This is a genomic window from Micromonospora sp. NPDC049051 (assembly GCF_043197575.1).
Lineage (GTDB): Bacteria > Actinomycetota > Actinomycetes > Mycobacteriales > Micromonosporaceae > Micromonospora.
In genome coordinates this window covers 286,387-309,787 of record NZ_JBICTL010000004.1, presented here as the reverse complement: position 1 = coordinate 309,787, position 23,401 = coordinate 286,387, and the positions used below count along the sequence as shown (strand labels likewise).

Genomic DNA, 23,401 nt, shown 5'->3' with positions numbered 1-23,401 from the left:
AGAGCGGGCAGCGGTCAGCCGCGCCGCCGGCCGGGTCGAACCGGGACTGACACACGCCGCACCGAGACCGGGCCGGGGCAGGCGAACGCCTACGCTTGGACACGTCACTACCTCTCTCGACAGAAGCAGGGGAAGAGACAGAGGGCGGGGCTGCCGTCCGCCAAGACCTGACAGCCCCGCCCCCACCAGATGCGGCTACGCCGCCGCCTTGCCGGCCACGCCCGCCGGGGCACGCATCCCGGTCGCTCGCAGCGAGTACGCCATCCGGCCGTTGTTCGACACGTACGGCGTGACCGTCATGCCCTCGAACTCGACGCCCTCGAAGGGGGCGCCCGTCGGCGGGACCGGCTGGTAGTCCGCCGAGATCTTCACCGTCGTCTCCCGGGAGCGCTTGCCCAACTCCGGGTCGAGGTCCATCACCCGGACCTGCCACACCCGCTGACCGGTCAGCTTGTCCTTCGCCGGGCTACGCCGGCCGGTCTTCTCGTCGTAGTCCTCGACCTCCCCCAGGGACTCGGGGACCAGGGCGCATCCCGCTGGGAAAACGTCCTCACATCGCACGGCGAACCTCGTACCGCCACGCAGAGCCATCGCTCAACCTCCAGGTTGTTGGCATGTCTGCCAAGTTGAGGCTCCAAGGTAGACGGCACTTGGCAGACAAGTCAACAAGTGCCTCCCGGCAGGGAGAACAACAGCACGCAAAAAAACTTTGTGTCCGCCAGTGAGGTCGGGAGAGAGGGGCTCGTTTACCCCCCGGGTGCAGCGCAATCCCCCGCGCTGTGCTCGGAAGAGGGGTGGGGGCGAATCGAAGGGAGCCGGTTATGGGCCTGATCTGCCTTGAGACCGGTACGGATGCGAGACGCGGCCCGGGCCGATCGTCTCGCGACCGCCTGATCTCCGCGACACGGAAAGGGGCTGTCTCGAGCGCCAGCGGGGTAACCGCGTGACCGAGCAGTACAACAACCCGGGCGAGCTGGTTCGGAAGCGGCAGGAGCAGTACTTCCGGGAGCACGTCGAGGACGTCCTCCGCGTGGCGATCTACCGCCACGGCCAGCATCTCGGTGAGGACTTGACGCAACAGGCGTTCTGCAAGGTCTTCACCGGCTACGACTGGCGGACGGGGGTGCCGCCAGTCGCCTACGTACTGAAGGCGCTCAAGTGGGCATTCATCGATCTTTGTCGAGCGGTGAAGAGGCGGGGCACGGAGGTCCTCACGGATGAGCCCCCCATGCCGATCGAATCGGCCGACTGGACAAGCGATGGCGACGCGGATGAGGAGGTGCGCCATGCGGTAGCCCAACTGCCGCCGCGACAGCAGCAGCTGATCAAGGCACATTACTACGAAGGCAAGGAGCTCTGTGAATTCGCGCGCGAGAACAAACTGAGCGAGAGGGTGGTTCACAACTACCATCACCTCGCCAAGCGTGCGCTGGAGAAGCAGTTAGCGCATCTAGTGGGAACTACCGGTAAGGAGGGGCGAAATGGGCGTTGAGGAGCGCCTCAAGAAGGACGCCGAGGTCCTTGCCCGAGCGGTAGACCGAGTGGACAAGGATGCTCTCCTCGCCCGGATCTTCGACGCGGCAAACGAGGCTTCGGGAGACGGCGAGCCGTTGAATCATTGTCAGTCCGACTCGCAGTTCGGTGAGCGTGCTCGTCGCGCTGTCGAGCCGGTTGTGGATGTCAAGTTGGAGGCTCGGCTGCTTGCAGCCGGGCCTCCGGCCCCGCTTTCTGATTTCGATCCAAATCTCGAAGCGGAAATATTGAATGAGCCTCCGGATCTGATTGGAGAACTTGTTCATCTACTTGGTCACGCCCGAGCGATTGCTCCTGTTGCTCGACGTATTGCCGAAATACTGGAGCTCTTCGAGCGGCCAAGGCTCGCGTGGTCTTGGTGGGAGATTGCGGCCGAATTGGGGGATCCGGACGCAATCGATTACGCAAGTCTTGCCAGTATTGCCCCTGAGGATTCCTCGATTCCACGCCAGAGAGCTGTAGACCTAGCCGCAGAAACGAGGAAGGCAGCTTGTGAGGTAAGCCTCGCAAAAGCAGTCCTTGCGCTTGGCAGCATCTCAAAGGAGCAACTTACGTGCGGGGAATCCGACGCTATAGCGCGTCGTCCGATTGTTGAGTGGCAGGCTTTAGTTTCGTCTGATCAGCGAATCCTAAAGCTGTTACGGGGGGAGCAATCGGAGGTTGCTGTGATCAGGAAGTGCCGATACGGCTTCCCGTCCTGGGTGGACGCGGCGAAAGAAGCTGCGCAAATACCACTCTCTGGGCAACAAGAACCCTATCCCGATGTAGAGAAGCTTGCCGATGCTCCGTCCGTAGCAGAACTAGAAGACCTGGTGCGGTGGGGCTAGTGGTAACTAGAAGCTCGATTGGAGATCGCCTGAACATTCCAATGACGTTGGCGAACTGGAGGGCGCAAGCCTGTGGCCTTCTGCTGACTGTGGCTCTAGTGGCAGTGGCGGCTATTTTGATGCACCCCGCCTCTTGGGCTGTGGCTGGCAAAGGTCGTAGCTGATTGATGGTTGCCCCGGGTCGCCTCTAAGCGAGGTCGGCCCGGGGCTCCTCAGTTCCTGCTCCAGTGACTATCGCTGCTCGGTGACGAGGTAGGCAGTCCCTAGAATGCGGGCGCAGACCCTCAGAGCAGTTGCCTCTGCCTCGCAGCCACTGAGGCTCAGAACCTCTGCCAGCGCATCAGCAGCCAGCGCGCCGATATTTAACCACCTTCCAATCCTGCCTGAGTGGCTCTTGCTGATTTCCTCTTCTTCGCTGGAGCGCTTCGGCTCCCGTTTCTCAGACACCGGTGATCTGAGAACCTCTGCATCAAGAAAGACGTGTCAGATACTCGGATCTCACGATTGTCCGATGCGACGTGAATCACCCGGCCTGGATGATTAGGTTGCCCAGCGTGCTGTCGTGAGGCTTTCCTCACGTTGTCGCACTGTTGAAGCCGATGGCGAGAGGTTCTCGACCGCTTTCCGGCTTGGCAACTCGATCATCGGTAACGTCATGCCCATGACTTCGAGTAACGACGACGCCTCGCCCAGCACTCACTCCCGTCCGTCTGGGGTGGATGACATGACGGTCGAGGCCCTGGGTGAGTTGAGCAAGGCATTGGAGACGATCCACCGGGTGCGCGGTCACCTGTACTCGGCGCATCAGCTCGTCGGTGGTGCGGATCTGACCCTTGACCGGGTGGTGAAGCTGCTTCGCGAGGCTGGGCATGACGAGGTGGCCGACCGGGTTGAGCACGAGTTGTTGGGGCGCAACGTGCTACCGGGGCGGTGGACGTTCCAGATCGTGGAGGAGTTCGACGACGGCTACTACGCCGCGTTCCAGGAGATCGAGCGGTACGCGCGGGAGAAGCTGGCCGGCGGACGGCGGCACATCTACGAAGCAGAGATGAAGGAACGGCGGCGTACCCACGGGATGCCGGGGCACGAGGCTACGCCGGAGGCGTGAGCGGCAACCCGTTGGGCAGCATCGAGGCTAGGGCGTTGGCTCTGGCCTCGATGATTTTCATCCGTCCCTGGTACTCCGCAGGTTCTCGGTGCGCCGGCTGGCTGGTGACCTGGCCGGGCCACTTGCGGTAAAGCAGGCCGTACTCCCGGGTGAAGTAGCCCGGACTCACTGCGTTGGCGGCGAGCAGAAGCCCGGTGTCCTCGGAGGCCGGCAGGGCCATCCAGCCGCCCAAGGCGAAGAGGAGTTCCCGCCGTAGGCACAGGGTCGCCGGATGCACGGACGCGCGATAGCCGTTGGCTTGCCAGAACGAGAGGACCGATCCGCGGTCGATGACCCCGCCGGCCGGGTCTTGGTCCCATCCGGCCGTTGACCCGTCGGGCAGCAGATCGAGTACTCGCGAAGTGGCCCAGCCGATCTGCGGGTGCGTGTCGAAGGCGGCGATGTCCCGGGCGAGCGCACCGGGGGTCAACTGGTCGTCGGCGTCCAAGACCTTGATGAGTTCCCCGGAGACACGGGAAAGCGCGAGGGTGCGGGCAACACCAGGTCCACCGGGACGGCCAGTGCCGTGACTGATCCGGGGATCGCCGGGCAGCGCGTCGACCAGGGCGCCGATCTGCCCGTCCTCCTGGACGAGCCATTGCCAGTCCCACCCGGCGGGCATCTCCTGCTTGGCCAACGACTCGTAGGCGCCAGCCAGGTACTCGATGCTGGGCGCGTGGACCGGAGTGATGACCGAGACGAGCTGCGTCAAGTTTTCCACCGCTGGAGTTTGTGGGAGTAGACAAGCTCGGTGCGGTCGCCCGGCATCACCACGTCGGCGACCTCGACGACCCGGCCCTCGGTGTCGACCGAGGTCTTGCGCACGGTGAGCACGGAGACGCCCGGGTCGATGTCCAGCAGCTCTGCCTCATCGGGCGACGGCGGACGTGCGCGGATCTCGTCGTCGATCCGGTCCAGCTCGATGCCGAGGGTGTAGAGCTGATGCTGAGTGCCGCCCGGCCACGGTTCCTTGCCCTCGTCGAGCAGGTCCGGGTTCGCGGACACCAGGTCATACGGCAGGTAGGAGTACGACACCGTCAGCGGCGCGTTCTCGTGCCGGGAGGACGTCCAGTAGACCCGGCGCAGCAGCGGCGTACCCGGGTCGACGCGCAAGGCCGCCGCCATCTCGTCGTCGGCGTTCACCCGAGAGTATTCGGCGTGGAACTTGAGGTCGTCGACGGTCAGGCCGGTGTCGTGTTCGGTGGCGCCGGTCTTCAGCCGCTCGGCCTCGTCGAGCAGGACCCGGTCCTTCTCCCACTGGTACCGCTCGGTGTTGCGGCGGCGTACGCGTTGGCGGGGTGCCCGCACGTAGGTGCCGCGCCCCTGCTCCGCCCGGACCAGACCCCATTCCCGAAGCTGTCGGATCGCGTTGCGGACGCTGGTGCGGGACAGGCCGGACGAGTCGGCTAGCTCGGTCTCGCTCGGCATCAGAATGCCCGGTGGCAGCTCACCGCTCATGATCTTCGCCCGCAACTCCTCCGCGAGTTGCAGGTAACGAGGGCGCCAGTCCCGGCTATGCACACCGGTCACCGTACCCCCTAGACGTTGCAACGTCTGCCAGGTGGTCCCCCCAGCGGGCCGCTCGGGAACCGGAGGGATCGCTACCGCCGCTCGCGGTGACTGCCCGCGGCGAGGGCCAGGAGTACGAGGAGCCGCTACGCCCCGCCGGCTGTTGGAGTTCACCGTGTCTCCCCCGCCCGGTCGTGTCGGCCAATCGGTGCCGGCATCTCCAGGCGGGCTCGCGTCAGATCGTCAATGAGCCGATCCACCTGCGCCGGCGACATGAGCACGGTCTGCGTTGCGCCGTAGCGGGTCGCGTCGAGCTTCACGGCCAGGTCCCGACGCGCGAACCGGTCGACGAGCAGCTGAACGGTGACCCAGCCAGTCCGCTCCCGCCCGATGGTGGACGGCAACCCCCGGTGCATCGGGTCGTTTGGACCGCAGCCCCGGCACCACATCGGGCACACGACCGACACGACCGAGGACGACGGCTGACGTTCCGTCATGGGTTCCCCCTCACTCATCGTCGGCCCCTTTCTGGCTGCCAGCTTGCTTCAGCAGTCCGCGAAGCTGCTGGACGAGTTGGGCAACCTGCGGCAACGGCAACTCCGCCCAGCCCATCCCGGCCCGGCACGTCGCGTGAACCGCGACCACGGGCGCCGTGGTGTCTGCACCGATGAGGTACGTGACGATGTGGCCGTTCGCTCGGGTGTCGCCGACCCGGTACATCGGGCCGCGATGGCGACGGGCCATGTGCGCCATCAGCGGCGGCACCAGGTGACCGCAGCGATCCGGAGCGCACCAGTCCGGGTGGCTCGTGACGTCGACCGGCTTGCTCGTGCGGCTCACCGCGGCCACCGCCCACCGTTGCCCCGGTAGAGCTGCGCCCGCGTCATCGTTGGCGCGTACCGCAGCGCGGGCATCTCTCGCGTCGGCCCCGAGGGCCACCGATGCGAGGACGGGACAGAAGTCGGGCATGGACTCGACAAAGCGTTGGAGCCGGCCGCCCGGGTACGCGGACGTCTCCAAGACCACCAGGACGAAAACCAGCGGCGCCGACGATGGGAGCCGGACATCGCACCTCCACAGGTAGGCGGGGACCGGTGGCCAGCCGCGGGGGAATGCAGCCGGCCACCGGCCCGGATGAAGGCACGGCGCACCGTCCGACGCAGACGGGTCGGGTATCGCCGAGCCAACTTGTACGCGCGGCTACCGCAACCGGTCCGACAGGACGCCACGCATCAGGTGCAACCAGGGCCGGCACGAGACCACCCCTGACACGAACCGTCACCCTGGCCGCACAACCCGAAACGTACCTACAAGTGAATGAGTTGTCTAGTAGCCGAAACGGGTCGTTTAGTTGTCACTTGGTAAGACAAGTGCCAGGTACGGTGAGCAGGTGCCCACCCTGCACTATGGACAGCCCCGCTACCGCGTCATCGCCGCCGAGCTGAGGAAGCGCATCGAAAACGGCGTCATCCCGCCGGGCACCCTGCTACCAACAGAGGGGACGCTCACCGCCGAATTCCGGGCAAGTCGCGGCACAATCCGCAAAGCCATAGCTGTTCTTCGCGAAGACGGCTTGGCTAGCACCGCGCATGGTAGGGGCACCTACGCGCACGCTAATCCCCGGTTCCACGAATCCGGCCAACGCGGCGACCTTGAAATAAGGCAACGGGAGGTGACTGCCGATGAAGAGCTAGCAACCCTGTTTGGCGTCGAGGTCGGTGAGATATTGATTGAGCATGAAAGCGTCACGCGACGGGACATGCAGGTTGAGGTTGTCGTCAGGAGCTACCGACTATGCCAGAGCCGCCGATAGAGATACCACCTCGCCAAGTCAGCGATCTTGTCATTAATCACGCAAATCAGTTGCAGGGCACGCTAGCTAGCATTTGCCACGCCTAGCCCTTCGTACACGAGACGGATTAGCGCTCATTCTGAGCGAATGGATAGCAGAGTAGCTAGTCTGCGGTAAACCCCTGGGAGACACATGAGTGCGAATGTCGGTAGTCGACTCTCCACCGCAACACCCTACATCAAGGATCTAAACGTCCAGATCAGAAAAGGAGAGGTAAAGGTACCTCAGTTCCAGCGCCCATTCGTCTGGGGCGATGATCAAGCTCTAGCACTACTCGACAGCGTCGCCAACAATTATCCTCTGGGGAGTCTCCTGCTCTGGCGGACGGCAGAGAAACTCGCGACAGAGCGAAACATCGGGGAGTTCGTCCTACCACAGACTGACGACATGTCGCCCACTGATTATGTGCTCGACGGCCAGCAACGACTTACGGTCCTCTACTCCGCGGTGGGCGCCGACTCGGACGCTCCCGGATTTTCCGCGTCGTATGACCTCGAAAAGGAACGCTTTACTTCCACTCGTTCCGCAGTCGCCGGTCTGCATATGTTCCCGATGCGATGGCTTTATCAAACGACCAAGCTTTTGAATTTCCGTACCGCCCTTCAGACGCACCCAAACGCCACGAAGCTACAAGAACGGTTCGATGGCCTCATTGAGGTTTTCACTGGGTACCAAATTCCAGTTGTCACGCTGAAGGACCTTACTGTCGAAGAAGTGTGCCCGATCTTCGAGCGCATTAACAGCTCTGGGACCGCTCTCTCCATCTTCGACCTTATGGTTGCGGCAACATGGTCCAAACGATTCGACTTGAATGAAACTGTCGAAGAAATCGCTGAGGCTCTAAAGCCAAAGAACTATGGCGAGATTAGCGGCACCAGAGTCCTTAAATGCCTGGCCGCCGTAAGAAGCGACTCCACGAGCCGAGAACGAATCTTGGCGCTTAGGCAACTCCGCGAAAAGCCCGCCGACATGGACGGCCTGGTTGAAAAGACTAAGAAAGCCATTCTGCGTGCCGTCGATCAACTCATAACCGACTTCAAGCTTTACTCGATGGACTTCTTGCCATATGAAGCACATCTCATAATATTAACTTACATCTACGCAAATAATCCAACTCTAAACGCGGACCAATTGAGGCGGGTCAGGCAGTGGTTCTGGCGCACATCATTTTCGGAACGGTATCGAGGCGCCCCCGACGACTTCGTCACTCGTGACCTAGCCGCGATCCAGTCATTTGTTATCGATGGCGACGTTCCGGCAGAGACGTACGGCGCAGTGCCCGACGCAGCGACCCTGAAAGGCATGATCTTCCGCAAGAACAACTCCCGCTCACGCGCGTTTAGTTTGGCGCTAGCCAAGCACAGCCCTCGCAACCTAACAAACGGCAATTCAATCGACACCGCCATCGCGCTCTCCATATATAACAAGAAGCAGTTCCATCACATTTTCCCCGAGGCTTTTCTAAGGAAGAACAGGCCAGAGGTCGAACGAAACTACGTCCTGAACTTCTGTATGCTTGCAGCCTCTGAGAACAATCTGATCAGCGATGCCGATCCGCAAGAGTACCTCCCACGGCTAATCACCGAACTGGGCCCCGACGCCGCTCCAGTATTCGCGTCCAATCTCCTACCATCGCCCGAGGATTACGACTACCACAGCGCAGAGCTGGAGACGTTCATCGACGCAAGGGTGAAGATCGCACAAACAGCAATCGAATCTCTTTGCACGGGCCTTCACTGACGCCGTAAATCCCGCAGCTCAAGCAATCGGCAAGGCCAGGAGAGCATTAGACTATCTGCCAAGCAGAATGAAGTGCATCCGGTAAAGCGGGTGCTGACGTCAGGTCATGCCGGCCAAATCGACGGCCCACCTAAGCGACTCGAAGCGGATTGCCGATTTCTTCTGTTTTGGATCAAGGCGCCGCGCTCCGCGCGGCGCGGGGGCGGTGAGCCGGCCGGCGGCAAACCGCCCCGGCCGCCTTCGGCGCCGGGGCGGAGAGCCACCGATTACCGCCGGACCGCCGCCCCCAAGGGCGACACGATCACGGCCAGGCGGTACGGAAGCCGAACGGGTCGACCCTGTCGAGGGTCGGGGCTTCCGGCTGCCGCGCCAGTCCAACCCCGGGACTGGCTTGCCCCCGGCTTATCTCCCGCGGCCAACTACGCGCCAGCGCGACGCCCTCAGCCGGTCCTACGCGCACGGTCCGCGCCAACCCGAGCAGCGCCGCCAACACCCACAGGCGCAGCCCCAGAGGAGCGCTCAGAGGCAAGATCGACCTGCCCACCATCTGCCCACAACCAGTCGTCAACGGCTGGACGCAGCCGGACGCGGCCAGACAAACGACAACGGCCCCTGATCAGCATTCCTGCTGGTCAGGGGCCGTTGGTGCTCCTGGTGGCGGGTAGAGGATTCGAACCTCTGTAGCTTTCGCGACGGATTTACAGTCCGCTCCCATTGGCCGCTCGGGCAACCCGCCAGGGCACCCCCGCCGCGTCGTAACGCGGCAGCGGAAGCAAGGATAGCGGCTCCCCCCGGCCTCGGCGCAACCGGGTACCGTCAGGGGGTCGTACCGCTGGTCAGCGGGGGACGAAGGACCACAGACCGCCGGACAGCAGGAGCATGAGCATGGCAGCGAACCCGTCGTTCGACATCGTGAGCAAGGTCGACCGCCAGGAGGTCGACAACGCTCTCCGCCAGGCGGAGAAGGAGCTCGCGACGCGGTTCGACTTCCGGGGCACCGGCGCCGAGATCTCCTGGTCGGGCGAGGAGGCCATCAGCCTCCAGGCGGAGACCGAGGAGCGGGTGCGGGCGGCGCTGGAGGTCTTCAAGGAGAAGGTCGTCAAGCGGAACATCTCCCTGAAGTCGCTGGACGCCGGTGACCCCCGGTCGTCGGGCAAGATCTTCAAGATCGACTGCAAGGTGATCCAGGGCATCGACTCGGACAAGGCCAAGGCGATCAGCAAGAAGATCCGCGACGAGGGCCCGAAGGGCGTCCAGGCCCAGATCCAGGGCGACCAGCTGCGGGTCACGGGCAAGAAGCGGGACGACCTCCAGGCCGTCATCGCGCTACTGAAGGGCGAGGACTTCGGCGTCGCCCTTCAGTTCACCAACTACCGCTGACGGCGCACCTGGTCGGCCCTGCCACGAACAGGGCCGACCAGGGCGTTCAGCGCCCGGCGGAGACGCCGGTCAGCGGGAGAAGACGAGCAGCAGGACCACCGTCAGGATCGCGCTGATGAGCAGCGATCCGAGGCAGCCCACCCGGTTCGAGAAGAAGACGAACATGACCGGGTGGTACCCCGCCAGCCCGGCGGAAACCCCGAGGGCGTCAGGCGGGCAGCAGCTCTTCGGTGCGTACCGCCGTGGCCTCCGCGCGGGCGATGGGCCCGGAGGGCAGCGCGGCGACCCCGGCCCCGACGGCGACCGCCGCCCCGGCGAAGACGAACGCCCAGGGCACCCCGCCGCCGTGATCGACGATGAGGCCGGCCACCGCGCCGCCGGCGGCGCTGGCGCCCACGGACATGGTCACCACCCAGGTGTACGCCTCGTTCAGCATGCTGGTCGGGGAGACCCGGCCGACCAGGGTGTTCTCCAGGGTGAGCGCGGGCGCGATCATGGCGCCCCCGATCACCAGGGCGGTGCCCAGCGCCAGCGGGGTGGGCATCACCGCGAAGACGGCGAAGCTGGCGGCCACCCCGCCGAGCAGCAGCGAGAACTGCCGGGTCATGTTCCGGGACGGCTTGCGGACACCGAACCAGAAACCGCCCGCGGCGCTGCCGACACCCCAGACGGCCAGCAGCACGCCGGCGAGGCTGTCGGGGTCGTCGGCCGTGTAGGCGGTGGCGAACGCCGGCACGGTCACGCCGGCCGCGCCGAAGGCGATGCCCAGGGTGGCCACGCAGACCAGCAGTGCCGGGAAGCCGGGTACGCGCAGCGGCCCGAGCCCCCTGGTCTGGTGCTCGCGCGGGTGCGGCTGCCAGCCGCGCATGACCCGGCCGAGGGCCACCGCGATGGTGCCGACCAGGGTCACGACGGCTGAACCGACCAGGGCGGCCCCGGCGTCGGCGAACAGGATGAAGCCGGCGACCAGCAGCGGACCGAGCACGAAGACGATCTCGAAGAGGGTGGTCTCGGCGGCGAGGGCGGTGTTGCGCAGGTGCCACCGGCCGGACGCCGGCGAGGTGAGGTCGTTCCAGGCGCCGCGGATCGCCGCGGTCAGCGGCGGGTAGGTGGCCCCGGCGACCCCGGAGGCCACGAAGACCAGCGTCAGGTTGCCGGCGTCGGAGCGGGCCGACCAGAGCAGTCCGAGCAGGGCGAACGGGTGGGCGATCGCGGTGCCGACGAGTACCGGGGTGGGGCCGATCCGGTCGGCGACCCGGCCGGCCACGGGGCTGAGCGCGGCGCCGGAGAGGGCGTAGATTCCCCCCGCGACGGCGGCCAGCGAGTAGCGGCCGGTGACCTGCTCGACGACCAGCAGCAGCGCCAGCGGGGTCATGCCGATCCCGAGCCTGCCGAGGATGCCGGTGAGCAGCAGCATCGGCGCTCCGGGGATCCGCCAGACGCCCAGGTACTGGCGCAGTGCGGCCACGGTCGACCTCCAGTAAATGTAATGAGCGGGAAACCTTTCGACCCTAACGCCGCCAGCGGCGGAAGAGGAACGGTTAACGCGCTCACACGGCCTTCCGCCCGTGCCCGGCGGACCGGGCACGGGCAGAAAGGTGATCAACGCCTCAGCGCTGGAACTGCACGGGTCCGCTGTTCGCGGCCATCCGCTCCAGCCGGGCGACCCGCTCCTCCATCCGGGGGTGGGTAGAGAAGAGCGCCGCCACGCCGCCGCCCTTGAACGGGTTGGCGATCATCAGGTGGGCGGTGCTGGTGAGCTGCCCCTGGGCCGGCAGCGGCCGGCGCTGGGCACCCATGTGGATCTTCCGCAGGGCGCTGGCCAGGGCCAGCGGGTCCCGGGTGAGCTGGGCGCCGGAGGCGTCCGCCTGGAACTCCCGGCTGCGGCTGATCGCCAGCTGGATGACGGTGGCCGCGATCGGGCCCAGGATGATGGTGAGCAGCAGCACGGCCGGGTTCGGGGCGTCCTCGTCGTTGCCCCCGCCCAGCGGGATGAACCAGGCGATGTTCGCCAGCATGGTGATGATGCCGGCCAGACCGGCCGCCACGCTGGAGATGAGGATGTCCCGGTTGTAGACGTGTGACAGCTCGTGCCCGATCACGCCCCGCAGCTCGCGGTAGTCGAGGATCTCGGTGATCCCCTGCGTGACGCAGACGGCCGCGTGCTGCGGGTTCCGCCCGGTGGCGAACGCGTTGGGCTGCGACGTCGGGCTCACGTACAGGCGGGGCATCGGCTGCCCGGCCTCCGTGGCCAGTTCGCGGACCATCCGGTACAGCTCGGGGAACTGTGCCTCGCTGACCGGTTGCGCCCGCATCGAGCGCAGCGCGAGCTTGTCGGAGTAGAAGTAGGTGACGCCGTTCATCACCAGTGAGACGACGACTGCGATGACCAGGCCGCCACTGCCGCCGAACCAGTAACCCACCGCCAGGATCAGCGAGGTGAGCAGGCCGAGCAGTGCGGCGGTCTTCAGACGGTTGTGGTGCACGATCAACTCCTTCGGTGCAGCACGGATGACGGGATCCGCTGACCGGTTCAACAACCCGGTACCCGTCAACCATCCGTCTCATGGCTGGGAGTTGCCTGAGATGTCGGAAGTGCCCGTGATGATTGCCGCCCCCGACAACGGGAAGACCGCCCGCCGGTGCTGCGGCGTCAGTGCCGAGATGTCAGTGCCGAGTCGTCAGTGCCGAGACGGCGGAGTCGAGGCGTCAGCGGGCCGTGATGTCGAGCACGAACTGCGGGGCGAAGCCGAGCAGCAGCGCCACCGCCGTAGCCACGGCGAGCACCACGCCGACCGTCCAGGCCCGCACGGGCGCCACGGCCGGGGTACCGCCGCCTGCGACGCCCACCGGGACGGCCCCGACCAGACGGGCGCCCGCCCCCGCCGGGAGGGCCGGGTCGTCGACCGCGCGGCCCGGGGTGCCCGAGGCGAGGGCCGGGCCGCCCGACGGCGCGGACCACAGGGCGGCGGTGAGGCGCAGGTAGTAGGCGAGGCCGATCACCGCGTTCACGGCCACCACCACGGCGAGCCAGCCCGCGCCGCCGTCGAGCAGCGAACGGACCACCGTCACCTTGGCGAACAGGCCGGCCAGGCCGGGCGGCAGGCCCGCGAGCCCGATCAGCGCCAGCCCGAGGGCCGCCGCCCGCCACGGGTGCCGCCGGGCCGCCCCGCGCAGGTCGTCGACCGTGCCGCCGTCGGCGCCCGCCGGGCGCAGCGCCACCACGGCCGCGAAGGCCGCCAGCTCCAGCACCACGAAGAAGACGGCGTACGCGACGGCGGCCGCGTACGCGGCGGTGCGGGCGTCGGCGGTGCGCCCCGAGGCCAGCGCCAGCGCGCCGAGCGGGGCGAGGATGTAACCGGCCTGGGCCACCGAGGACCAGGCGAGCAGCCGGACCGTACGCCGCTGGCGCAGCGCCACCAGGTTGCCGACGGTCATCGTCAGCACGGCGAGCAGGGCGAGCACCGGGCCGGTCACGTCGGCCGGCAGCGCGTACTGCACGACGGCGAGCAGGGCCACCACGCCGCCCAGCTTGGAGGCGGTGGACAGGTACGCCGCCACCGGCAGCGGCGCGCCGTCGTAGGTGGCCGGCGCCCAGGCGTGGAACGGCACCGCCGCCACCTTGAACGCCAGCCCCAGCAGGATCAGCGCCACGGCGGCGGTGGTGAGCGGCAGGTCCAGCACCTCCGGCCGGTCGGCGAGCAGCGTGCCGATCCGACCCAGGTGCAGCCCGCCGGTGGCCGCGTAGAGCAGCGCCGCCCCGAGCAGCGTCAGCGTGGTGGCGACGACGCTCACCACGAAGAAGGTGACGGCCGCCTCGGCGCTGGCCAGGCTGCCCCGGCGCAGCCCGACGAGGACGTACAGCGGGAGGGTGAGCGTCTCCAGCGCCACGATCAGGGTGATCAGGTCGCCGGCCGCGCCGAGCACCACGCCGCCCGTCATCGAGCAGGCGAGCAGGAAGCAGTACTCGCCCGTCGGCGACTGCCCCGCCCGCAGCAGCGGGCCGGACAACGCGAGCACGCCGAGGGTGAGCAGGGCGACGACGACGGCGACCAGGGCGGCCCGGCCGCCGAAGACGTACGAACAGTCGGGGCCGACGCAGAACGTCCGCCGCTCGCCCCGCGTGCCGACCAGGACCGCGCCCAGCGCCGTGGCCGCCGCACCGACGGCGGCCGTCGCCAGCGTGACCCGGCCCCGGGCCACCAGCAGGTCGGCGAGCAGCACCAGCACGGCCGTGCCGGCGGCCAGGTACGCCGGGAGCAGCGCCACGTTGTCGACGCTCTGCACCACGCTGGCCCCCATGATCTGCTCGCTCATCGCAGCACCTCCACCAGGGCGTCGACGGGGGCCTCGGCGACGCCGAGCACCAGGGTGGGGGCCAGCCCGACCGCGAGGGCGAGCAGCACCAGCGGCGCCCACGCGGCCAGTTCCACGCCGGCCAGGCCGGGGGCGAGCTGCCCGACCGCAGGGCTGGGCCGCCCGTGCGTCACCCGACGCAGCAGCCGCAGCAGGTACGCCGCGGTGAGCGCCCCGCCGATCGCCGCCAGCACGCCCAGGGTGGTCCAGAGCGCCCCGCCGACCTCGACGGCGGCGACCACGGCGAACGCCTCACCCCAGAAGCCGGCCAACCCGGGCAGGCCGAGCGAGGCGACGGCGGCGAAGCCGAGCAGCCCGGCGAGCCGGGGGGCGGTCTCCCGCAGCCCGGACAGCTCGTCCAGCGACCCGGTGTGGGTACGGTCCTTGACCGCCCCGGCGAGGAAGAAGAGCAGGCCGGTGATCACTCCGTGCGCGACGTTGCCGATCAGGGCCGCCTGGATGCCGGTGGCGGTCAGCGTGGCGACCCCCAGCAGCACGAAGCCCATGTGCCCGACGCTGGAGTACGCGATCAGCCGCTTCAGCTCGCGCTGGGCGAGGCAGACCAGCGAGCCGACCAGGATCGCCGCCACCGCCAGCACGCCGAGCACCGGGGCGGCCCAGCGGGCGCCCTCGGGAGCCACCCCGACGGCGATGCGGACCAGCCCGTACGTGCCCATCTTGAGCAGCACCCCGGCGAGGAGCACGCTGCCGACGGTGGGCGCCTGGGTGTGCGCGTCGGGCAGCCAGGAGTGCAGCGGCCACAGCGGGCTCTTCACCGCGAACGCCAGCGCGAGCAGCGTGAACGCCGCCAGTTGGGTGCCCCGGGACAGCCCCGTCCCGCCGGTGAGCGCCACCACGTCGGCCGTGCCGGCGGCGGCCACCACCACGAAGACGCCGACCAGCAGCAGCACCGAGCCGAGCAGCGTGTAGAGGGCGAACTTCGCCGCCGCCCGCCGCCGGTCCGCGCCGCCCCAGCCGGCGATGATCGCGTACATCGGGAGCAGGACGACCTCGAAGAAGACGAAGAACAGCACGAGGTCGAGGGCGAGGAAGGTGCCGAGGATGCCGACCTCGACGACCAGCAGCAGGGCCACCAGCGCCCGCCCGCTCCCGCCGTCGGGGACCTTCCACAGGGTGTAGCCGCAGCAGAGGAGGGTGAGCAGGGCGGTCAGCACGACCAGCGGCCAGGAGATGCCGTCCACGCCGAGGTGGAAGCGCAGGTCGAGGCCGGGCACCCAGGGCAGGTCGAGCCGGTGCCAGGGGCGCACGGCGGGGGCGTCCGCCGCGTACGTGGTCCAGGCGCGGTCGCCGAGGTAGAGCAGCGCGGCGGCCAGCAGGGTCAGCGCGGCGACGACCGTGCCGACCACCCGGGCCGCCCGGTCCCGGGGCGTCGCCGCCACCGCGAGCGCGCCCACCGCCGGCAGCGCCAGCACCGCCACCAGCAGGAACTCACCCAGGGTCATGCGGAGACTCCGATCAGGACGGCCGCCAGGCCGATCAGCAGCGCCCCGGCCAGCACGCCGACCGTCGCGCGCGGCAGCGCCGCGCGGTGCAGCGCCGCCAGGCCGCCGCCGAGGCCGAGCGCGGCCCGGCCGCTGCCCTCGACCGCGCCGTCCACCACCACCTCGTCGGTCGTACGCGCCGCCCGCGCCAGCGCCTTCGTCGGGCGTACGACCAGGGCACGCTGGACGTCGTCGAGCCGGAACGCGGCGGCGAAGACCGGGCGCAGCGGACCCAGCGCGCTCGCCGGGTCGGCGGCCGGGTCCCGCCGCCAGCGGAGCCAGGCGAGCCCCGCCCCGGCGGCCAGCAGCGCCAGCGGCAGCAGCAGTTCCGGGCCGACGTGGACCAGGAGGTGCTCGCCCGGCTCGCCCGCGGTGGGCGCGAGCAGCAACCGGCGGGCGAAGGCCCAGTCGAAGCCGGCGAGGCCGAGCAGGGCGGCCGGTACGGCGAGCAGCAGCACCGGCCAGCGCATCACGGCGGGCGGGTCGTGCGGGTGCGCCAGCGGCAGCCGCGGCTCACCGAAGAAGGTGCGCAGCAGCAGCCGGGTGGCGTACCAGGCGGTGACCGCGACGCCGACGAGCCCGGCCAGCCAGACCAGCCAGCCCACCCAGGCCGGGGCGGGGCCGGCGCCGTGCAGCGCGGCCTCCTGGGCGACGGTGAGTACGCCGTCCTTGCTCCAGAAGCCCGACAGCGGGGGCAGCCCCGCCAGTGCGCCCAGCCCGACGACAGTGCACCAGAAGGTGACCGGCATGCTGCGGCGCAGCCCGCCCATGCGGGACATCAGCGTGGTGCCGACGGCGTGGATCACCGCGCCGGCCGCGAGGAAGAGCAGCGCCTTGAACGCGGCGTGGGTGAGCAGGTGGAACAACGCGGCCGGCGGCGAGCCGACCGCGAGCGCGCCCGTCATGTAGCCGATCTGGGAGACCGTCGACCAGGCCAGCACGCGCTTGAGGTCGTCCTGGGCGGTGGCGGCGAACGCGCCGAGCAGCAGGGTCACCGAGGCCATCACGCCGAGCACGGCCAGCGCTGCCGGGGTCGCCTCGAACAGCGGGTAGAGCCGGGTCACCGCGTACACGCCGGCGGCGACCATCGTGGCGGCGTGGATCAGCGCCGAGATCGGCGTCGGGCCGGCCATCGCGTCCGGCAGCCAGGTGTGCAGCGGGAACTGGGCGCTCTTGCCGGCCACCCCGGCGAGCAGCAGCAGGCAGGCGGCGGTCAGCGTGCCGGTGGCGTGGTCGTGGGCGAGCACGTCGGCGATCCGGAAGCTGCCGGCCGAGACGCCGAGCAGCGCGATGCCGAGCAGGAAGCCGACGTCGCCGACCCGGGTCACCAGGAACGCCTTCATGGCGGCGGCCGGCGCCTCCGGCAGCCGGCGGTCGTGGGCGATGAGCAGGTAGGAGCAGATGCCCATCACCTCCCAGCCGACCAGCAGCAGGATCAGGTCGCCGGCGACCACCACCAGCAGCATGGCGGCGGTGAAGAGGCTGATCTGCGCGGCGTACGGCGCGTAGCGGTGGTCGGTGTCGACGTCGTCGTGCGGCCCCCGGCGCAGGTAGCCGACCGAGTAGACCTGCACGGCCAGGGCCACCGTGGCGACCGCGACGGCGACCAGCGCGGCGGCGCCGTCCAGCCGCACCCCGAGGCTCACCGTCAGCCCGCCCAGCCGCACCCAGGTGGTGGACGCCTCGGCGGGCCGGTCGAGAGCGACCAGCAGGGCCACGGCGAGCGCCAGCGCACCGGCCGCCCCGGCCACGCCGAGCGCGATCGCCACCCGCCGCGCCCGGTCCGGGCCCGTCCCGGCGGCGCGTGGCGCGGGCGGCAGCAGCAGGCCGAGCAGACCCGCCACCAGCGGTACGGCCGGCAGCAGCGCGCCGAGCAGGGTGGTCGTGCTCACCGCTCCCCCTCCGGGTGCCCGGCCGGCTGGCCCTCGGTCAGCGGCACCTCGTCGACGGCGACGGTGGCCCGCAGCCGGTAGAGCTGGAGCACGATCGCCAGGCCGACCCCGATCTCGGCGGCGGCCAGCACGATCACGAAGAGCGCGAAGACCTGCCCGCCGTGCGGCAGTTGCGCGCGCACGGTGGTGTCGGCGGTGACCAGGATCAGGTTGACCGCGTTGAGCATCAGCTCGACGGCCATCAGCACCAGCACCGCGTTGCGCCGGCGCAGCACGCCGTAGACGCCGAGGCCGAACAGCAGGGCGGCGGTCACGTACGGGATGACGGGTCTCACCGCGACCGCCCGCCGTCGTCGTCCGGCTGCGCGGCCCTCGGCCGGCCGATGTCGGGGCGGGAGATCACGATGGCGCCGACCAGGGCGGACAGCAGCAGCACCGAGAGCACCTCGAAGGGGAGCACCCAGCTGCGGAAGATCTGGTCGCCCAGCCGTTCCGTGGTGCCCGCGTCGGGCAGGCTCACGGCCGTCCACCGGTACGCGTCGACCAGCAGCGCGGCCAGCCCGAGCCCGGTGCCGCCGCCGATCAGCGCCGCCGCCCAGCCGGGCCGGTCCAGGTCGTCGGAGGCGCCGATCGGGGCGCGGGTGAGCATCACCGCGAAGAGCAGCAGCACCACCACCGCGCCGACGTAGATCAGCACCTGCACCCAGGCCACCAGCTCGGCGGTGAGCACCAGGTACATCCCGGCCAGCGCGCCGAGGCAGAGCACCAGGTAGAGGCCGGCCCGGACCAGGTGCCGGGTGGACACCACCAGCACGCCCGAGCCGACCGCCAGCGCGCCGAGGGCGAGCAGCAGCACGTCCGCACCCGTCATGCGCCGGCCTCGGGCTCGGGGCGTACGGCCGGGGCGGCGGGACGGGCGGCGGGCGCGGCCGGGACCGCGGCCTTGCGCGCGGCGGCGGTCTCCTCCTTCGCCGGCTCACCGTTCGGGTCGTGCGCGGGCGGCGGCGGCACGGTGCCCATCCACTGCCCGAGGTGGTCCTTGTCGTGCAGCAGGTCCTTGATGTCGTACTCGGAGTATTCGAACTCCGGCGACCAGTAGAGGGCGTCGAAGGGGCAGACCTCGACGCAGATGCCGCAGTACATGCAGAGCGAGAAGTCGATGTCGAACTTGTCGAGCACGTTGCGCTGGCGGGGGCGGGCGGCGCCGGGCACCGCCACCTCCTCCTTGTGCGAGTCGATGTAGATGCACCAGTCCGGACACTCCCGGGCGCACAGCATGCAGACCGTGCAGTTCTCCTCCAGCAGCGCGATCACCCCCCGCGAGCGGGGCGGCAGCTCGGGGGCGACGTCCGGGTACTGCTGGGTGGTCGAGCGGCGCGTCATCGTCTTCAACGTGACCGCGAGGCCCTTGACCAGGCCCGCGCCCGGCAGGCCACGGTCTGCGTCGGCGCCCGGTTCGCTGCGCTCGCTGCGGTCGGTCATGCCGACCATCCTGCCCTGTGGCCGCGGCGCGCGCGACCACCACCCGGGGTCTGCCAGCGGTACGGTGAGGCGGGGAGAACGACGCACCGGAAAGGGCTCGCCATGACCGCCGCGTTGCAGGGCGACCATCCGCCGCCGGGCGGGTGGACGGTCGACGACCTCGACCGCCTGCCCGAAGACGGCCGCCGCCACGAACTCCTGGACGGAAACCTCATCGTGTCGCCCTCCCCCACGCGACTCCACCAGTCCATCGCCGGCCGCCTCATGGCCGCGCTCGAGGAAACCTGCCCGCCCGACCTCGACGCCACGCAGGGCGTCGAGGTGCGGCTCTCCCGGACCCGGTCCTTCATCCCCGACGTGCTGGTCACCGAGCTGGACGCGGCCTCGCGCAACCCGTCGTACTACCAGCCCCACGAGGTCATGCTGGTGGTCGAGATCGTCTCCGAGGGCTCGCGGAGCATCGACCGGGTGCTCAAGCCCGCGCTCTACGCCGAGGCGGACATCCCCTACTTCTGGCGGATCGAGACCGAGTCCGGGATCGTCGTGCACGCCTACAAGCTCGACCCGGCGAAGCGCGTCTACGTCGAGCAGGCCCGGATGACCGACGGCATCCTCGTCCCGGAGCCGTGGGAGATCGACATCCCGCTCGCCAGGATCACGCCCCGGTCCCGCTGACGCCACCGGGCGCGGGCGGGAGCATCTCGACGCCCAACTGCTGGAGGAGCTGGAACAGCTCGTTGCAGCTCCACACGTCGACGATCCGCCCCGCGTCGTCGAAACGCAGGAAGCTCGCCCCCGAGTAGCTGACCACCTGCCCGGTCGGCGGCACCGGCCCGAACTGGCCGGCGTGGGTGCCGGCGGCCCGCCAGTGCACCGCCACCCGGTCCCCGGCGGCCACCACGTCCACGAGCTTGTAGCGCAGGTCGGGGAAGGCGGCGCGACGGTCCCGGTGCCACGCCAGCGTCGCCTCCGGGCCGGCCCCGCCCAGCCCTGGGCACTCCGGCGAGACGAGTTCGTACGCCGACTCCTCCCGCGCGGCGTTCCACACGTCGGCGATGAAGCGTCGGGCCGCCACCTCCACATCGATCATCGCGGCAGCCTAACCGGCCGGATCGCCCGACGGCGGAGGCCGGGACTCGGCGCGCCTGGGGGCGGCGTAGCCGCCATGATGGGACGAGCGACGGACGACGGTGGAGGGGCGGGCATGGACGGCACGACCGAGGGCGGCGCGGCAACCAACGGAGACGAGGTGCTGATGCGCACCGGCGGCAGGTACGTCGAGCCGGGCGGCGAGTTCACCCGGGACCAGCGCTACATCGCCACCCGGATCACCGCCGACGCCGGGGACGGCTGGCCGGTGGAGCCCGGCCGGTACCGGCTGGCGGTCAGCCGCGCCTGCCCCTGGGCGAACCGGCTGATCATCGTACGGCGGCTGCTCGGGCTGGAGGACGCGATCTCCCTGGCGGTCGCCGGCCCGACCCACGACAAGCGGAGCTGGACGTTCGACCTGGACCCGGGCGGGCGCGACCCGGTGCTCGGCATCGAGCGGCTGGCCGAGGCGTACTTCGCCCGCTTCCCCGGCTACGAGCGGGGCATCACCGTGCCGGCGATCGTGGACGTGCCGACCGGGCAGGTCGTCACCAACGACTTCGGGCCGATGAGCCTCGACCTGTCCACCGAGTGGACGGCGTACCACCGCGAGGGGGCGCCCGACCTCTACCCGGAGCGGCTGCGCGACGAGATCGACGAGATGAGCGCAATACTGTTCCGGGACGTCAACAACGGCGTCTACCGGTGCGGCTTCGCCGGCGACCAGGCGGCGTACGAGAAGGCGTACCACCGGCTCTTCGACCGGCTGGACTGGCTGGGCGAGCGGCTGGCCGGGCAGCGCTACCTGGTCGGGGACACCATCACCGAGGCGGACATCCGGCTGTTCACCACGCTGGTCCGCTTCGATCCGGTCTACCACGGCCACTTCAAGTGCAACCGGAGCAAGCTGACCGAGATGCCGGTGCTGTGGGCGTACGCCCGGGACCTGTTCCAGACGCCCGGCTTCGGGGACACGGTCGACTTCGACCACATCAAGCGGCACTACTACGAGGTGCACCGCGACATCAACCCGACCGGCGTGGTGCCGCTCGGTCCCGACCTGGCGAACTGGCTCACCCCGCACGGCCGGGAGGCCCTCGGTGGCCGGCCCTTCGGCGATGGCACCCCGCCTCCGCCGCCCCCGCCCGCCGAGCGCGTCGACCCCGCCCACACCCCGCTGCGCTGACCGCCTGAGATGTGCGGAAGGGCCCTTCCTGACCGGACGCGTCAGGAGGGGCCCTTCCTCACAGTGCGACGCGGACGGCGGCCGTGAGGACGAGCTGGCCGAGGGAGACGGGGACGAGCACCAGCCAGCAGAGGCGCTGGAGCTGGTCCTCGCGCAGCCGGGGGTAGGAGACCCGGATCCAGATGACCAGGAACGAGACGGCGAAGACCTTCAGCAGCGTCCACAGCCAGCCGAGCTGCGCGTCGGCGAACGGCCCCTGCCAGCCGCCGAGGAAGAGCACCGTGGTGAGCGCGGCGATCACCACGATGCCGACGTACTCGGCGAGCAGGAAGAACGCGAACCTCAGGCCCGTGTACTCCGTCATGTAGCCGAAGACCAGCTCGGAGTCGGCGACCGGCATGTCGAACGGGGGACGGCGGATCTCGGCGAGCCCGGCGAGGAAGAAGACGACCATGGCGGGGGCCTGCCAGAGCAGCCACCACGGCTGCCACGCCTCGACGATGCCGGAGAGGTTGAGCGTGCCGGCCGCCATCGCCACCGACGCGGCGGCCAGCACCAGCGGCAACTCGTAACCGAGCAGCTGGGCCGCCCCGCGGATCCCGCCGAGGAGGCTGTACTTGTTGGCCGACGCCCAGGCCGACATCAGCACCGCCACGACGCCCACGCCCACCACGGCCAGTACGAAGAACAGGCCGATGTCCAGCGGCTGCCCGACCAGGTCGTTCGGGCCGAGCGGGATCACCAGCAGCACCAGCAGGTAGGGCACGAGCGCGACCACCGGGGCGAGCCGGAAGACCGCCCGGTCCGCCTCCCGGGGCGTGACGTCCTCCTTCTGCACGAACTTCACGCCGTCGGCGACCAGCTGGGCCCAGCCGTGGAAGCCGCCCGCGTACATCGGGCCGAGCCGGCCCTGCATGTGCGCCATCACCTTGTGCTCGGCCTGCCCGACCAGCAGCGGCAGGGTGAGGAAGGCGACCAGCACGCCACCCAGCCGGATGACCAGCTCCAACCACAGTGGCATCAGGGCGTACCTCCGTCGTCGCCGGAGCGCTCCGGAGCGCCCGGCTCCTCCGGCGGCCGGTCCGCCGGACCTGCGGCGGCCGGACCGGGCGGCGGGCCGTCGGTGGTGGGGGCGGGCCGGGCGGTACGGGGTGGACGCGCCCCCGGGGCCGGCCGGGCGGGCCGCTCCCGGGCCGGGCGGGCCGGCGTACCGCCGCGCGGCCCCTCCCCGACCCCGCCCGCGCCGGCCGGCGTGGGCGTCGTCCCCCACTCCCCCGGCGCGGGTACGCCCGGCGGGCGGATCGGGCGGCGCCCGCCGCCGGCCTCGGACTCGCCCGGTTCCTTGGCGCCCGGCCAGGGCTTCGCCACCCGGGAGGCGAGCACGAACTCCTTGCGCAGCGGATGACCCTCGAACTCGGGCGGCAGCAGCAGCGGCGCCAGCCCGGCGTGGCCGGGAAAGTCGATGCCGAACATCTCGTGTGTCTCCCGCTCGTGCCACGCGGCGCCGGGGTAGACGTCGACCACCGAGGCGACCGCGGGTGCCTCCCGCGGCACCCGGGTGCGCAGCAGCAGCCCGTGCCGGCGGGTGGTGGACCAGAGGTGCGCCACCACGTCGAAGCCACCGGCGAGCTCGTCGACGGCGGAGAGCCAGTCGAAGTAGTCGCAGGCCAGCTCCGCGTCGTCGCGGGCCGCGCGGAGCGCGTCCGGCCAGTTCACCGGCGGTACGTCGACGGTGGCCCGGGCGTACGCCTGGCCGCCGGAGACCGACGGGGTCACCTCGGCGGGCGCGAGCAGCGCGACCATCCGCTGGCCGACCTCTTCCGGAGTCATGCCGCTGATCCTAGGTCCTGCCCGACCACCCCCACCCATCCGAACGCCCCGCCCCTCCCTTCCACCGCCCCCACCC

At 69.6% G+C, this 23,401-nt stretch carries 24 protein-coding genes and 1 tRNA gene; 8 read left to right on the top strand and 17 right to left on the bottom strand.

Going from position 1 to position 23,401, the window contains the following annotated elements; genetic code table 11:
- Positions 1-195: 195 nt before the first annotated feature.
- A complete protein-coding gene (locus ACGFIR_RS18145) occupies positions 196-591 on the bottom strand; it encodes a transcriptional regulator (RefSeq protein ID WP_357562770.1) in 396 nt (131 codons plus the stop codon).
- Between the two features lie 352 nt (positions 592-943).
- Here ACGFIR_RS18145 and ACGFIR_RS18140 point away from each other — a divergent pair, with 352 nt between their 5' ends.
- From ACGFIR_RS18140 to ACGFIR_RS18130, 3 genes are all read left to right on the top strand, one after another.
- Positions 944-1,492 (top strand): sigma-70 family RNA polymerase sigma factor, encoded by a 549-nt coding sequence (locus ACGFIR_RS18140; protein ID WP_350821949.1) that lies wholly within the window; start codon positions 944-946, stop codon positions 1,490-1,492.
- The gene (locus tag ACGFIR_RS18135) at positions 1,482-2,360 is read left to right on the top strand and encodes a hypothetical protein (RefSeq protein WP_393146124.1); all 879 of its coding nucleotides are present in this window, start codon (positions 1,482-1,484) and stop codon (positions 2,358-2,360) included. The genes ACGFIR_RS18140 and ACGFIR_RS18135 overlap by 11 nt, the downstream gene beginning before the upstream one ends.
- A gap of 655 nt (positions 2,361-3,015) precedes the next feature.
- The gene (locus ACGFIR_RS18130) at positions 3,016-3,468 is read left to right on the top strand and encodes a hypothetical protein (protein ID WP_393146594.1); all 453 of its coding nucleotides are present in this window, start codon (positions 3,016-3,018) and stop codon (positions 3,466-3,468) included.
- Here ACGFIR_RS18130 and ACGFIR_RS18125 read toward each other — a convergent pair.
- The 4 genes from ACGFIR_RS18125 to ACGFIR_RS18110 all read right to left on the bottom strand — a co-directional run bounded on the left by ACGFIR_RS18125 (position 3,452) and on the right by ACGFIR_RS18110 (position 5,856).
- The gene (locus ACGFIR_RS18125; RefSeq protein WP_393146122.1) at positions 3,452-4,228 is read right to left on the bottom strand and encodes a glycosyltransferase family 2 protein; all 777 of its coding nucleotides are present in this window, start codon (positions 4,226-4,228) and stop codon (positions 3,452-3,454) included. The genes ACGFIR_RS18130 and ACGFIR_RS18125 overlap by 17 nt on opposite strands.
- Complete coding sequence (locus ACGFIR_RS18120) at positions 4,216-5,037, bottom strand: GntR family transcriptional regulator (protein ID WP_393146120.1); 822 nt, start codon at positions 5,035-5,037, stop codon at positions 4,216-4,218. The genes ACGFIR_RS18125 and ACGFIR_RS18120 overlap by 13 nt, the downstream gene beginning before the upstream one ends.
- A 149-nt stretch (positions 5,038-5,186) precedes the next feature.
- The gene (locus ACGFIR_RS18115) at positions 5,187-5,513 is read right to left on the bottom strand and encodes a precorrin-4 C11-methyltransferase (RefSeq protein WP_393146118.1); all 327 of its coding nucleotides are present in this window, start codon (positions 5,511-5,513) and stop codon (positions 5,187-5,189) included.
- 10 nt (positions 5,514-5,523) lie between these two features.
- Positions 5,524-5,856 (bottom strand): hypothetical protein, encoded by a 333-nt coding sequence (locus ACGFIR_RS18110; protein WP_393146116.1) that lies wholly within the window; start codon positions 5,854-5,856, stop codon positions 5,524-5,526.
- A gap of 550 nt (positions 5,857-6,406) precedes the next feature.
- Between ACGFIR_RS18110 and ACGFIR_RS18105 the strand changes: the two genes are divergently transcribed.
- Positions 6,407-6,829, top strand: coding sequence for a GntR family transcriptional regulator (locus ACGFIR_RS18105; protein WP_393146114.1), 423 nt, complete (start codon positions 6,407-6,409; stop codon positions 6,827-6,829).
- Between the two features lie 171 nt (positions 6,830-7,000).
- The gene (locus ACGFIR_RS18100; protein WP_363619980.1) at positions 7,001-8,608 is read left to right on the top strand and encodes a DUF262 domain-containing protein; all 1,608 of its coding nucleotides are present in this window, start codon (positions 7,001-7,003) and stop codon (positions 8,606-8,608) included.
- A gap of 652 nt (positions 8,609-9,260) precedes the next feature.
- Here ACGFIR_RS18100 and ACGFIR_RS18095 read toward each other — a convergent pair.
- Positions 9,261-9,344 (bottom strand) — tRNA-Tyr (locus tag ACGFIR_RS18095).
- A gap of 149 nt (positions 9,345-9,493) precedes the next feature.
- Between ACGFIR_RS18095 and ACGFIR_RS18090 the strand changes: the two genes are divergently transcribed.
- Positions 9,494-9,988 carry a YajQ family cyclic di-GMP-binding protein gene (locus ACGFIR_RS18090; RefSeq protein WP_392998345.1) on the top strand — a complete coding sequence of 165 codons (495 nt, stop codon included), beginning with the start codon at positions 9,494-9,496 and terminating at the stop codon, positions 9,986-9,988.
- A 208-nt stretch (positions 9,989-10,196) separates the two neighbouring features.
- Here ACGFIR_RS18090 and ACGFIR_RS18085 read toward each other — a convergent pair whose 3' ends face one another.
- The 8 genes from ACGFIR_RS18085 to ACGFIR_RS18050 all read right to left on the bottom strand — a co-directional run bounded on the left by ACGFIR_RS18085 (position 10,197) and on the right by ACGFIR_RS18050 (position 19,229).
- Positions 10,197-11,456, bottom strand: a complete 1,260-nt coding sequence (locus ACGFIR_RS18085) for an MFS transporter (RefSeq protein ID WP_392998343.1) — start codon at positions 11,454-11,456, stop codon at positions 10,197-10,199.
- Between the two features lie 142 nt (positions 11,457-11,598).
- Complete coding sequence (gene htpX / locus ACGFIR_RS18080) at positions 11,599-12,474, bottom strand: zinc metalloprotease HtpX (RefSeq protein WP_392998341.1); 876 nt, start codon at positions 12,472-12,474, stop codon at positions 11,599-11,601.
- A 223-nt stretch (positions 12,475-12,697) separates the two neighbouring features.
- Entirely contained in the window at positions 12,698-14,305 is a 1,608-nt protein-coding gene (locus ACGFIR_RS18075) for an NADH-quinone oxidoreductase subunit N (RefSeq protein ID WP_393146111.1), read from the bottom strand.
- Positions 14,302-15,807: a NuoM family protein gene (locus tag ACGFIR_RS18070; protein WP_393146109.1), complete on the bottom strand. Its 1,506-nt coding sequence runs from the start codon at positions 15,805-15,807 to the stop codon at positions 14,302-14,304. Before ACGFIR_RS18070 ends, ACGFIR_RS18075 begins: the two co-directional genes overlap by 4 nt.
- Positions 15,804-17,738: an NADH-quinone oxidoreductase subunit L gene (locus tag ACGFIR_RS18065; RefSeq protein WP_393146107.1), complete on the bottom strand. Its 1,935-nt coding sequence runs from the start codon at positions 17,736-17,738 to the stop codon at positions 15,804-15,806. The genes ACGFIR_RS18070 and ACGFIR_RS18065 overlap by 4 nt, the downstream gene beginning before the upstream one ends.
- Positions 17,735-18,073, bottom strand: coding sequence for an NADH-quinone oxidoreductase subunit NuoK (nuoK, locus tag ACGFIR_RS18060; RefSeq protein WP_392998333.1), 339 nt, complete (start codon positions 18,071-18,073; stop codon positions 17,735-17,737). The genes ACGFIR_RS18065 and nuoK overlap by 4 nt, the downstream gene beginning before the upstream one ends.
- Positions 18,070-18,609: an NADH-quinone oxidoreductase subunit J gene (locus tag ACGFIR_RS18055; protein ID WP_393146105.1), complete on the bottom strand. Its 540-nt coding sequence runs from the start codon at positions 18,607-18,609 to the stop codon at positions 18,070-18,072. The genes nuoK and ACGFIR_RS18055 overlap by 4 nt, the downstream gene beginning before the upstream one ends.
- A complete protein-coding gene (locus ACGFIR_RS18050) occupies positions 18,606-19,229 on the bottom strand; it encodes a NuoI/complex I 23 kDa subunit family protein (protein WP_393146103.1) in 624 nt (207 codons plus the stop codon). The genes ACGFIR_RS18055 and ACGFIR_RS18050 overlap by 4 nt, the downstream gene beginning before the upstream one ends.
- A gap of 93 nt (positions 19,230-19,322) precedes the next feature.
- Here ACGFIR_RS18050 and ACGFIR_RS18045 point away from each other — a divergent pair, with 93 nt between their 5' ends.
- Positions 19,323-19,895 carry a Uma2 family endonuclease gene (locus ACGFIR_RS18045; RefSeq protein WP_392998327.1) on the top strand — a complete coding sequence of 191 codons (573 nt, stop codon included), beginning with the start codon at positions 19,323-19,325 and terminating at the stop codon, positions 19,893-19,895.
- Here ACGFIR_RS18045 and ACGFIR_RS18040 read toward each other — a convergent pair.
- Positions 19,876-20,310 (bottom strand): ester cyclase, encoded by a 435-nt coding sequence (locus ACGFIR_RS18040; protein WP_392998325.1) that lies wholly within the window; start codon positions 20,308-20,310, stop codon positions 19,876-19,878. The two genes, ACGFIR_RS18045 and ACGFIR_RS18040, sit on opposite strands and share 20 nt — an antisense overlap.
- A gap of 114 nt (positions 20,311-20,424) precedes the next feature.
- On the opposite strand from ACGFIR_RS18040, the gene ACGFIR_RS18035 reads away from it, so the two are divergent.
- The gene (locus ACGFIR_RS18035; protein ID WP_393146101.1) at positions 20,425-21,495 is read left to right on the top strand and encodes a glutathione S-transferase family protein; all 1,071 of its coding nucleotides are present in this window, start codon (positions 20,425-20,427) and stop codon (positions 21,493-21,495) included.
- Positions 21,496-21,553: 58 nt separating this feature from the next.
- Here ACGFIR_RS18035 and ACGFIR_RS18030 read toward each other — a convergent pair whose 3' ends face one another.
- Both ACGFIR_RS18030 and ACGFIR_RS18025 read right to left on the bottom strand, forming a co-directional pair.
- A complete protein-coding gene (locus ACGFIR_RS18030; RefSeq protein WP_393146099.1) occupies positions 21,554-22,516 on the bottom strand; it encodes an NADH-quinone oxidoreductase subunit H in 963 nt (320 codons plus the stop codon).
- Positions 22,516-23,325: an NADH-quinone oxidoreductase subunit C gene (locus ACGFIR_RS18025; RefSeq protein WP_392998319.1), complete on the bottom strand. Its 810-nt coding sequence runs from the start codon at positions 23,323-23,325 to the stop codon at positions 22,516-22,518. Before ACGFIR_RS18025 ends, ACGFIR_RS18030 begins: the two co-directional genes overlap by 1 nt.
- Positions 23,326-23,401 lie beyond the last annotated feature (76 nt).

Bases quoted from the DNA above. Each gene is read 5' to 3' on its own strand.
- ACGFIR_RS18090 (WP_392998345.1), top strand. From the start codon at position 9,494: ATGGCAGCGAACCCGTCGTTCGACATCGTGAGCAAGGTCGACCGCCAG.
- ACGFIR_RS18025 (WP_392998319.1), bottom strand. From the start codon at position 23,325: ATGACTCCGGAAGAGGTCGGCCAGCGGATGGTCGCGCTGCTCGCGCCC.
- ACGFIR_RS18075 (WP_393146111.1), bottom strand. From the start codon at position 14,305: ATGAGCGAGCAGATCATGGGGGCCAGCGTGGTGCAGAGCGTCGACAAC.
- ACGFIR_RS18030 (WP_393146099.1), bottom strand. From the start codon at position 22,516: ATGCCACTGTGGTTGGAGCTGGTCATCCGGCTGGGTGGCGTGCTGGTC.
- ACGFIR_RS18115 (WP_393146118.1), bottom strand. From the start codon at position 5,513: ATGACGGAACGTCAGCCGTCGTCCTCGGTCGTGTCGGTCGTGTGCCCG.
- ACGFIR_RS18055 (WP_393146105.1), bottom strand. From the start codon at position 18,609: ATGACGGGTGCGGACGTGCTGCTGCTCGCCCTCGGCGCGCTGGCGGTC.
- ACGFIR_RS18050 (WP_393146103.1), bottom strand. From the start codon at position 19,229: ATGGTCGGCATGACCGACCGCAGCGAGCGCAGCGAACCGGGCGCCGAC.
- ACGFIR_RS18040 (WP_392998325.1), bottom strand. From the start codon at position 20,310: ATGATCGATGTGGAGGTGGCGGCCCGACGCTTCATCGCCGACGTGTGG.
- ACGFIR_RS18035 (WP_393146101.1), top strand. From the start codon at position 20,425: ATGGACGGCACGACCGAGGGCGGCGCGGCAACCAACGGAGACGAGGTG.
- ACGFIR_RS18130 (WP_393146594.1), top strand. From the start codon at position 3,016: ATGCCCATGACTTCGAGTAACGACGACGCCTCGCCCAGCACTCACTCC.
- ACGFIR_RS18135 (WP_393146124.1), top strand. From the start codon at position 1,482: ATGGGCGTTGAGGAGCGCCTCAAGAAGGACGCCGAGGTCCTTGCCCGA.
- ACGFIR_RS18100 (WP_363619980.1), top strand. From the start codon at position 7,001: ATGAGTGCGAATGTCGGTAGTCGACTCTCCACCGCAACACCCTACATC.
- ACGFIR_RS18070 (WP_393146109.1), bottom strand. From the start codon at position 15,807: ATGACCCTGGGTGAGTTCCTGCTGGTGGCGGTGCTGGCGCTGCCGGCG.
- ACGFIR_RS18045 (WP_392998327.1), top strand. From the start codon at position 19,323: ATGACCGCCGCGTTGCAGGGCGACCATCCGCCGCCGGGCGGGTGGACG.
- ACGFIR_RS18145 (WP_357562770.1), bottom strand. From the start codon at position 591: ATGGCTCTGCGTGGCGGTACGAGGTTCGCCGTGCGATGTGAGGACGTT.